Below are 9,139 nucleotides of genomic sequence, written 5' to 3'. Positions count from 1 at the left end.
CACGCGCTGGCATGGTCACACCACCGCCGCGCCCATCAGGCCCGCGCCCGCAGCAGCCACTACTGGAAACGATGGCTACGCCACAACGAGATCCAACTCTAGATCACGAAACATGACTGTAGTACTAGGTGCCGGTGATCGTCCAGGTGTCCACGCCGCTGATCTCGGTCAGGCCGGCGGGGCGGGGGTCGGCAATCAGACCAGGCTCGCGACCGAGTTCCTCATCTATGACAGCACGGCCGGCAGGCCACCGATCACCTCGCGGCGAACTCGTCATCGCCTGAGGGTTTCAGAGCGCCGTCCACGATCGAAGACGACCAGGTCGCGTCCCGGTACCGACGGTGCCCTCGTTCATCGTTTCCGGCAGGCGGCCACAGAGGCGTCCACACTTCAACGGCAGCCGTACGTGAGCTGAACCACCGGGGCCCGGTGGCACCGTCGGCCCACAGCAGGACCGGTACCAGGGCACCGGTGGCAATCCACCTGTGAGCAGCCGGCCACAGTGCGCGGAGTCATCGGAGACGTCCTCCTCGACGGCGAACATCGCGGGCCGACCGGAATTCCTCCAGCGCACCCTATTGATCGATACACCAATTTTAGCTCATACTGAAATAACTGTAAGAGGGAAAGGGGTCGCGTGACCGACCACGAGCCGCTGCTGGAGTGGGTGGAGCGCATCGCCATGCACCTCGCGCGCGACGGAGTGCCGCCGATCGCCGGACGAGTCCTGGGCTGGCTGATGATCTGCGATCCACCCGAGCAGTCCGCCGGGCAGATCAGCGCGGCCATCGGCGCCAGCCGCGCCTCGCTCACCTCCAACCTGCGGCTGTTGTCCAGCATGGGGTTTCTGTCCTGGCGCACCCGGCCGGGCGAGCGAACCGTCTACTACCGGATGGCCGACGACGCCTGGGCGGCCGTCGTGCGACGCCAGGTCGCCGGGATCACCTCGTTCCTCGACGTCACCCGCGACGGCCTGAAGCTCGTCGGCCCGGACGACGAGCGGGCCACGCGTATCCGCCGGGCGCACGCCGCGTTCGAGTGGATGGCCGAGGTGTTCCAGACCGCGCCGCCCCTGGCCCCCGGCGAGGCCGGGCCACGCGAGGACACGGAGACGCGATGACCGGACGGGTGATCGTGACCGGTGGTGGGATCGGCGGCCTGGCCGCGGCCGTGGCGCTGCATCGCATCGGATGGCAGGCCACCGTACTGGAGCGCGCCCCCGAACCGCGCGAGATCGGCGCGGGCATGTCCCAGGCGCCGAACGCGATGCGCGCACTGGACGCCCTGGGGGTCGGCGAGCAGTCCCGCGCCGCCGGGGTGCCCACCTACTCCGCCACCAACCTGCGCCTGCCGGACGGCCGCCACCTGCAACGGGCCCGTCCCGGCGAGGCGACGCCGCTGCTCGCCTTCCACCGCGCGGACCTGCACCGGGTGCTGCTGGAGGCGGTGCCCGCCGGATGGGTGCGCACCGGCGTGCAGGTCACCGGCGTCCGGCAGGACGATCGTGCGGTGACCGTCACCTGGAACGGCGGCGAGGCCACCGCCGACCTGGTGATCGGGGCCGACGGCATCCACAGCACCGTTCGCCGGCTGCTGTGGCCGGACGTACCGGCTCCGCGTTTCCTCGGCCGGACCGCCTGGCTGGGCGTCACCGGCGCCACCGACCTGCCCGGCAGCATCACCATGGGCCCCGGCGCCTACTTCCTGATCCACCCCCTCGGCGGTGGCCGGGCCTACTGGGCCTACGTCACCACCAGCCCGCGACCGGGTGTCCGCTATGACGATGAGAAGGCCGAGGCCGCCCACCGGCTGCGCGGCTGGCACGACCCGATCCCGGCACTGATCGCCGCGACCCCGAAGGAGGCGGTGATCCATGTCGACATCCGCGATCTGGACCCACTGCCGAGCTACGTACGCGGGCGGGTGGCCTTGCTCGGGGACGCCGCGCACGCGATGAGCCCCGACCGCGGCCAGGGCGCGGGGCAGTCCATCGAGGACGCGGCCGTACTCGCCGCCGCGCTGGCCGGTGAACCGTCCACGACGCACTGCGCCGCTACGACACCGAACGCCGCCCGCGCACCCAGGCGACCGTGCGCGGCGCCCGCGCCGATGGCCGCCGCACCACCTCCCCCGCCCTGCACAGGGCGATGACCACCATAATCCGCCTGGTGCCAGGCCCGCTGTGGCGCAAGGGCCTGAGCCCGGACGGCAACGGCCACCTGGCGATGGCGGCCTCCCTCCTTGCCGTCCGGCCCCGCCGACGGATGATCGAACACATCAGCATTCAGTCTCGGGGTGATCGGCCCGGCGGGACGTGTGCCAGGTCCACGGTGCGGGTCTCCCGGGCGATCAGGGTCGCGGCCAGGGAGATGACGCCCATGGCGGCGAGGTAGCCCCCGATGGCATAGCCGGTGCCGAACCGGGTGTAGAGCGCGATCGCGATGATGGGAGCCAGCGAGCCGGCGAGCACGGAGGCGAGGTTGTACGCCAGCGAGACCCCGGTGTAGCGGACCTCGGTGGGAAAGAGCTCACAGAAGAACGCGCCGATGACCGAGCTGAAGGCGGCGAAGATCAGCAATCCGCCGGCCACGGCCACGATGATGGCGGCGGTGTTCTTGGTGTCGAGCAGGGCGAAGAAGGCGAAGCTCCACACGATGGTGGCGATCGAGGCTCCGAGGTAGATGGGGCGCCGGCCGCGGCGATCGGCCAGTACGGCGAACAGCGGGATGGCGACCACGGCGACGCCCTGGCCGATCATGACCGAGGTGAGCCCGATCGACTTGTCCAGGCCGAGCATGTTGGTCACGTAGGTGATGACCAGCAGCGAGAAGATGTAGAAGCCGGCGTTCTCGCCGAACCGGGTGGCGGCGGCGAGCACGACCTGGCGCCAGTGGTCGCGGATCACCTGCCCGGCGGGCAGCCGCTGCGGCCGGCCGGCCTGAGCCGCCTCGGCCTGCTGGAAGAGCGGGGTCTCGGCGACGTACAGCCGCAGCCACAGGCCGATGAGCACGAGCAACGCGGACAGCGCGAAGGCGATGCGCCATCCCCAGGCCAGGAAGGCGTCTTCGGGCATGGCCGCGCCCAGCGCGGCCAGGGCACCGGCCGCCATGAGGTTGCCCAGCGGCGGCCCGACGTTGGGCCAGGACGCCCAGAACGCCCGGCGTGTGCGGTCGCCGTGTTCGGAGACCAGCAGGACCGCGCCGCCCCACTCGCCGCCCAGGGCGAAGCCCTGCACGAGCCGGAGGAGGACCAGAAGGCCGGGTGCGGCCAGGCCGATCGCCGAGTAGGGCGGGAGCAGTGCGATGAGGAACGTGGCCGTGCCCATCAGCAGCAGGCTGGCGATGAGCGTGGCCCGCCGTCCCTTGCGGTCGCCGTAGTGGCCGAGCACGGCCGCGCCGATGGGGCGGGCCACGAACCCGACCGCGTACGTGGCGAACGCCAGCATGGTGCCCACCAGGGGCTCGGAATCGGGAAAGAAGAGCTGGTTGAACACGAGCGCGGAGGCGGTGCCGTAGAGGAAGAAGTCGTACCACTCCACCGCTGTGCCGGCGAGGCTGGACGCGGCGATGAGCGGCAGGCTGGTGTGTCGTGTGCGCTTGGTAGGTTGGACGGAGGTGTCGGTCATGGCGACCTCCTGCGGTCGAATCCGAGCTGATCGTGACGAGGCTGTGCCGGGGAGGCGTGGATCGATGCCCCTCACCCCGGCGGCTGTGGGCGCAGCCGCCGGGGCATCCCTGAGGGCTAGAAGATCCAGTGAACAGGTTCGGACCCTCGGGGGACGATGTCGCTGAACTTGCCCGCGAGATAGCCGAGGGGTTCGCCCTCGCGCTCGCAGATGGTGTGGACCTCGCCGACGACGACGAGGTGGTCGCCGGCGACGAAGTGTCGTTCCACCGCGCATTCCAGGTGGGCGAAGGCGTCGGGGATCACCGGCACCCCGTGCCGCTCGTGGGTCACGTCGAGGCCGGCGAAGTGATCCTCTCCTGGGCGGGCGAAGCGCAGGGCGAGTTGTTCCTGGCGGGCGGAGAGGATGTTGACCGCGAATCGTCCTGAGTGGGTGACGGCGTCAGTGCTGCGCGCGCCGATGGTCAGGCAGACCAACAGCAGGGGCGGTTCGAGCGAGACCGAGGTCAGCGAGTTGACCGTCATGCCGTGCGGCGTTCCGTCGAAGCTGGTGGTGACGACGGCGACGCCGGTGGCGAAGCGGCCCATGGTCCGGCGCATGGTCAGCGCGTCGATGGCGGTGTCGGGGTCGGCGAGGTGGGGGGAAGGCATGCGGCCTCCAGGCTGATCAGGCGCGGTAGCGTACTTCAAAGGTCACTACGCCTTCGTCGGTGCGCCAGGGGCCGTGCGGCATCCCGGGCGGGCGGCAGGCGTACATGCCCTTGACGAAGGTCTTGCCGAGGGTGAGGTCGGTGAACGAGCCTTCGAGGATGTAGACCTCCTCCCAGAAGTCGTGCTTTTGCACGCCCATGGGGGTGGAGTCGGCTCCCGGCTCGTAACGCAGGATGCGGGTGGCGACGCCGGTGCCGGGGTCCGCCGCCAGGATCCGCTCGACGATTTTCGGGTCGCCGCCCGGGCAGACGGTGAAGTCCACGTCGGTGACCGGGAAGAACTCCCGCTCGGGCTTGCTCATGGCGCTCCTTTGGTGTCAGGCGACGTAGCGGTGTCAGGCGAAGTCGTACTCGGCGAGGAAGTCCTCGACATCGGTGACGGACCGGTCGAAGCCGTAGTTGCGGAAGGCGTAGCCCTTCACGACGAACGGCGCGCCGGCGTAGAAGAGCTCGTACTGGTGATGGCGTCCGGCGAACTCGCTGCCGATGGCGTCCCAGGCGAGTTTGAACAGTTTCACCCGTTCGTCGGCGGGCGCGTTCGGGCTGTAGACGTAGCGGTCGATGTCGGCGCGGGTCTCGGGGTTGGTCATGTCGGCGACGCTGGAGGGAACCTGCAGGACACCGCCGCCGACGAGGTCGCGCAGGATCGCCAGGACGCGCGGGTAGAGTTCGGCCTGCATGCCCATCGCCCCGTAGAGGGCCCGCCCGCCGGGGCGCCACATGCCCTGGTCGTCCGGAGCCGCGGTGTACTCGGCGGCCAGCACCGCGGACTCGACCAGGGAGGCCAGGGCGGCCAGCTCGCCGAGCTTCTCCACCACGCCGGGGAACCTGTCCACGCCGTTCACCGCGGCCACCTTCCTGGCCAGCCCCGCCAGGAACTGGAGCTTGACCGAGAACCGGATCTGCGCCTGCCAGTTGCCCAGCACGTGGGCGCCGGTGTCGAAGAACTGACGGCGCAGCCCGGCGACGTCCCGGTAGACGAACACCCGCTCCCACGGGACGAACACGTCGTCGAACACCACCAGGGCGTCGGTCTCGTCGAACCGCGTGGTCAGCGGATAGTCGTAGCGGCTGGTCGCCGCGGGGGCGTAGGGGCGGCGGCAGTACAGCTTGAGCCCTTCGGCGGCCACGGGCACGGCGAAGCTGATCGCGAAGTCGGTGTCCTCGGGCGTCAGCGGTTTGATGCAGGAGACGAAGATCTCGTCGGCGACCGCGCCGCCGGTGGCCAGCATCTGCGCGCCACGCACGATGATGCCGTCCGTGCGCTCTTCGGCCACGCCGACCTGGACCAGCTCACCGTCCCACGCGTGCGCGGTGGTGGCCCGTGACACCTGCGGCGGGATGATCGCATAGCACACGTAGAGGTTCCCTTCGGCGACGCGCCGCTGGTAGGCCGCGACGTTGGCGGCGAAGTCGCGGTCCCCGCCGGCGAAGACCTCCGGGTGCGCGGCGAACGCGGACACGAACGCGCCGACGTGGTCCGGGCTGCGGCCGACCCAGCCGTGCGTGTGGCGCGCCCAGGTGGTGACCGCCTCGCGGTACGCCGTCAGGTCCGCCCGGCTGCGCGGGGCGGTGAACAGCCGGTTCACGGTCATGCCCGAGCCCGGTTCGGTGCGGCTCAGGCCGGACGCCGGTTCGGCGGCGATGTCGAAGAGTTCGGCGATGGTCCGCGCGATGGGCGCGAACGCGGGGTGGTGGGCCACGTCCTGCACGGCTTCGCCGTCCACGTAGACGCGGCGGCTGTCCTTCAAAGCGGCCAGGTAGTCGGATCCGGTTCGCATCACAGGCTCCTCTGCTTGATCTCGTAGGCGTGGGTCAGGTCTCGCCCTCCGGGCAGCTCCAGGCGCACCTGCCAGTGACTTCCATGGACGAACGTGCCGCTGAGGAGCGGAAGCGTGCCGCAGAACAGGACGAAGCTCGGCCAAACGGAACCGACCGCATCGGTCATCCGGTCCAGCAACTCGGCGGGATGCCGCAACGCGGACACGCCGCCCCGCTGATAGGGCGCCCCGTCCACGCTGCAACTGACGTCGAGGGCGTCCCAGTCCAGTGCCGACAGGCCGGGGCCGAGCTCGACGACGGTGCTCGCGATCGGTTTCGGGCAGGCGGCCTTCGACTCGGCGACGTCTGTGCGCTCCAGCTCACGATCGGTGTGGTCGGACCCCACCCCGAGGAAGTAGCGATCGCCGGCACGGATGAGCACCGGTTCCACCTCCCCCGAGGTCGACGCGCCGTCGACCTCGACCACCGGGTCGGTGGTCAACAGGGCGACGTCGAGGTCGTAGAAGCTCGGCACGCTCGCCGGTCGCGGTACCCCGATGGCCGCCAGCTCCGCGATGTGGGCCTCGACGGCCGCCAGGTCGTGCGCGGTGTATCCCGCGACGATCAGTTTGTCAGGGGCGAACGTGAGTCGTTCGCCGGTGTCCGCGACATCCACCGTCACTGCCGTGGAACGGTCGATCATGGTCTCCTCATCTCTCGATCCGCCTGCCGTACGGCCACCGGCGGTCGGCCAGCACCGGGAACTCGGCGCGTACCTTGGCGATCACGGCCGGGTCGACGTCGCAGAACGTGATCCCCTCGTCGGTTCCCGCCTCGGTCAGAACGGTGCCCCACGGATCGACGACGCGGCTGTGGCCGCCGAGTTCGACCCCGCCGTGCTGCACTCCGGCCGCGTTGCACGCGATCAGCAGCACCTGCTCCTCCACCGCGCGGCAGGTGGTGAACAGACGCCAGTGCTCACGACGCGCCGCCGGCCACGCCGCCGGAACCACCACCGTCTGCGCGCCCCTGTCGACCAGGTCCCGCCACAGCTCAGGAAAGCGCAGGTCGTAGCAGGTGGTGGCGGCCAACGGGCCGAACGGGGTCGGACACACGTCGAGCGTGTCACCGGGGGTCAGCAGCTCGGCCTCCCGTGAGGCGTATCCGAACACGTGCACCTTGCGGTAGGTGTGCGCGATCAGGCCGTCCGGCGCGACCAGTACCGCCGTGTTGAACAGCCGGCCGGCGGCGTCCCGTTCCACGATGCTGCCCGCATGGACGTACGCGCCCAGGTCCGTGGCCCACGCGCGAGCGGCGGCCACCGTCGGGCCCTCCAGCGGCTCGGCCCGTTCGGCGTAGGCGTCGAACGCGAAGTAGCCGGCCGCCCACAGCTCGGGCAGCACCACCAGGTCGGCGCCCCGGGCGCCGGCCACCATCGCGGTCACCCGCTCCCGGCGCTCTGCGGGCGGTTCCTCCGGTGGACTGGCCACCTGCACCAGCGCGACTCTCATGATCGATCCACCACCGGGTGCTCCAGGCCGCTCCAACCGGCGACGTCGGGAAGGTGCAGGGCCGCCCTCGTGCTGGCCAGGTGCGCGTGCAGCGCATCACCGGCCGCCCTCGCCTCCCGGGTTCGGAGCGCGGCGACGATGGCCGCGTGCTCGTCGAGCACCGCCCGCGCGCGGTCCTGCTCGCTCGCCACCGCGTGCAGGCCCATCCGGACCTGCCGATCCCGCAACGACTCGTAGAACTCGGCGAGCACCGGGTTGCCGGCCCGGCGCACGATCGCCCGGTGGAAGGCCCGGTCCAGTTCGATGAAGGCGACCGGATCGCCGATCACCCGTTCCTGTTCGGCCAGCAGTGACTCCAACTCGCCGATGAGGCTTTCGCCCGCGGGCGTGACCTGGCGTACGCACCAGTCCTCGACGAGTTCGCGCGCCTGCATCACGGCACGGACCTCTTCGTCGGTGATCGGCGGCACGAAGACGCCCTTCTTCGGCACGATCTGCAGGAAGCCCTCGGCCTCCAGCCGGAGCAGCGCTTCGCGTACCGGGGTCCGCGAGGTGCCGGTCTCCCGTGCCACCTCCGCCTCGCTCAGGAACGTGCCTTCATGCCGTGGTGAACGCGCGATGTGCTGCTTCAGCCACCAGTAGGCGGCATCTTGGGCAGAGCCCCCATCATCTCGTAGACCGCTCATAGACGCCTTGTATACATGACGCCGACAAGCCGGACAAGAGGGTTCGAGACGGGTGGCCGCAGCACGTGCATTCAGGGCACCGGCGTTACGCTGTCGGTTCAAAGCTTATGGGGATGAGCGAGGGGTTTGCGACATGGTGTCAACCGGCGGGGCGCTCGCCGAGCTGCGGCGTACGAATTTGGAGAAGGTCGTTTCCGCACTGCGACAGGGCGGTACGTTGTCGCAGTCCGAGCTTGCGAGGGTGACGGGGCTGTCAGAGGCCACCGTGTCGAATCTTGTCCGTGTACTCGTCCAGGATGATCGGGTCAAACTCTCGAAGGGGCGACGGAACGGCCGGAGCGTCAACCTGGTCGAGCTGGATTCGGCCGCCGGGGAACTGGCGCTGGCGGTCAGCGTCGGGCGGGAGACGATCACGGCGGCGGCGGTCGACCACGAGGGCGCGGTCCTCGTGGAGCGTTCACGCCCGCGGGTCCCGGAGTCCCCGTACGCCGAGGAACGCTCCACTCTGGTGAAGCTGGCCGAGGAGCTGCGCGCCGTCGGCGAGGTGTCGTCGCGGCCTCTCGTCGGCGTGGGATTGGCGCTGTGCGTCTCGATCGACCCGATCTCGAACACCGTTCCGGAAGGGTTCGGGGACCGTCTGCCGGCCTTCGACCCTTCGTGGTACGGCGCGGACGTGACGGGCGAGCTGGGCGCCGAGATCGGCCTGCCGGTACGGCTGATCAATGACTGCGACGCCGCGCTGCTGGCCGAGGCACGGTGGGGAGCGGCGCGTGGTTGCCGGGACGTGCTGTATCTGCACCTGAGTTCCGGGGTCGGCGGCGCGATGCTGCTCGGCGGGCTCCTGTAC

The 9,139-nt window shown here is 70.2% G+C and carries 10 protein-coding genes; 3 read left to right on the top strand and 7 right to left on the bottom strand.

Going from position 1 to position 9,139, the window contains the following annotated elements:
- The first annotated feature begins 637 nt into the window (after positions 1-637).
- Together C1I98_RS30010 and C1I98_RS30005 are read left to right on the top strand one after the other, a co-directional pair.
- Positions 638-1,120, top strand: a complete 483-nt coding sequence (locus tag C1I98_RS30010; RefSeq protein WP_111170759.1) for a GbsR/MarR family transcriptional regulator — start codon at positions 638-640, stop codon at positions 1,118-1,120.
- The gene (locus C1I98_RS30005) at positions 1,117-2,151 is read left to right on the top strand and encodes an FAD-dependent monooxygenase (RefSeq protein ID WP_199537311.1); all 1,035 of its coding nucleotides are present in this window, start codon (positions 1,117-1,119) and stop codon (positions 2,149-2,151) included. The genes C1I98_RS30010 and C1I98_RS30005 overlap by 4 nt, the downstream gene beginning before the upstream one ends.
- A gap of 133 nt (positions 2,152-2,284) precedes the next feature.
- On the opposite strand, the gene C1I98_RS30000 is transcribed toward C1I98_RS30005, so the two are convergent.
- The 7 genes from C1I98_RS30000 to C1I98_RS29970 form a co-directional block, all read right to left on the bottom strand.
- Positions 2,285-3,625: an MFS transporter gene (locus C1I98_RS30000; RefSeq protein WP_111170758.1), complete on the bottom strand. Its 1,341-nt coding sequence runs from the start codon at positions 3,623-3,625 to the stop codon at positions 2,285-2,287.
- 116 nt (positions 3,626-3,741) lie between these two features.
- Positions 3,742-4,275 (bottom strand): flavin reductase family protein, encoded by a 534-nt coding sequence (locus C1I98_RS29995; protein WP_111170757.1) that lies wholly within the window; start codon positions 4,273-4,275, stop codon positions 3,742-3,744.
- Between the two features lie 16 nt (positions 4,276-4,291).
- The gene (locus tag C1I98_RS29990) at positions 4,292-4,636 is read right to left on the bottom strand and encodes a cupin domain-containing protein (protein WP_111170756.1); all 345 of its coding nucleotides are present in this window, start codon (positions 4,634-4,636) and stop codon (positions 4,292-4,294) included.
- 33 nt (positions 4,637-4,669) lie between these two features.
- Positions 4,670-6,115 carry a 4-hydroxyphenylacetate 3-hydroxylase family protein gene (locus C1I98_RS29985; protein WP_111170755.1) on the bottom strand — a complete coding sequence of 482 codons (1,446 nt, stop codon included), beginning with the start codon at positions 6,113-6,115 and terminating at the stop codon, positions 4,670-4,672.
- Entirely contained in the window at positions 6,115-6,798 is a 684-nt protein-coding gene (locus tag C1I98_RS29980) for a DUF2848 family protein (protein WP_111170754.1), read from the bottom strand. Before C1I98_RS29980 ends, C1I98_RS29985 begins: the two co-directional genes overlap by 1 nt.
- 7 nt (positions 6,799-6,805) lie before the next feature.
- A complete protein-coding gene (locus C1I98_RS29975; RefSeq protein ID WP_111170753.1) occupies positions 6,806-7,606 on the bottom strand; it encodes a carbon-nitrogen family hydrolase in 801 nt (266 codons plus the stop codon).
- Complete coding sequence (locus C1I98_RS29970; RefSeq protein WP_111170752.1) at positions 7,603-8,292, bottom strand: GntR family transcriptional regulator; 690 nt, start codon at positions 8,290-8,292, stop codon at positions 7,603-7,605. Before C1I98_RS29970 ends, C1I98_RS29975 begins: the two co-directional genes overlap by 4 nt.
- Before the next feature lie 133 nt (positions 8,293-8,425).
- On the opposite strand from C1I98_RS29970, the gene C1I98_RS40760 reads away from it, so the two are divergent.
- The coding region (locus C1I98_RS40760; protein WP_146607708.1) for an ROK family transcriptional regulator at positions 8,426-9,139 on the top strand (714 nt) is incomplete at its 3' end.

The sequence above is a fragment of the Spongiactinospora gelatinilytica genome (genome assembly GCF_003236385.1).
GTDB lineage: Bacteria > Actinomycetota > Actinomycetes > Streptosporangiales > Streptosporangiaceae > Spongiactinospora > Spongiactinospora gelatinilytica.
This window is presented reverse-complemented; position numbering and strand designations above follow the sequence as displayed.

Excerpts from the sequence above, each read along its gene's own strand:
- C1I98_RS30005 (WP_199537311.1), top strand. The coding sequence starts at position 1,117 with ATGACCGGACGGGTGATCGTGACCGGTGGTGGGATCGGCGGCCTGGCC.
- C1I98_RS30000 (WP_111170758.1), bottom strand. The coding sequence starts at position 3,625 with ATGACCGACACCTCCGTCCAACCTACCAAGCGCACACGACACACCAGC.
- C1I98_RS29995 (WP_111170757.1), bottom strand. The coding sequence starts at position 4,275 with ATGCCTTCCCCCCACCTCGCCGACCCCGACACCGCCATCGACGCGCTG.
- C1I98_RS29990 (WP_111170756.1), bottom strand. The coding sequence starts at position 4,636 with ATGAGCAAGCCCGAGCGGGAGTTCTTCCCGGTCACCGACGTGGACTTC.
- C1I98_RS29985 (WP_111170755.1), bottom strand. The coding sequence starts at position 6,115 with ATGCGAACCGGATCCGACTACCTGGCCGCTTTGAAGGACAGCCGCCGC.
- C1I98_RS29980 (WP_111170754.1), bottom strand. The coding sequence starts at position 6,798 with ATGATCGACCGTTCCACGGCAGTGACGGTGGATGTCGCGGACACCGGC.
- C1I98_RS29975 (WP_111170753.1), bottom strand. The coding sequence starts at position 7,606 with ATGAGAGTCGCGCTGGTGCAGGTGGCCAGTCCACCGGAGGAACCGCCC.
- C1I98_RS29970 (WP_111170752.1), bottom strand. The coding sequence starts at position 8,292 with ATGAGCGGTCTACGAGATGATGGGGGCTCTGCCCAAGATGCCGCCTAC.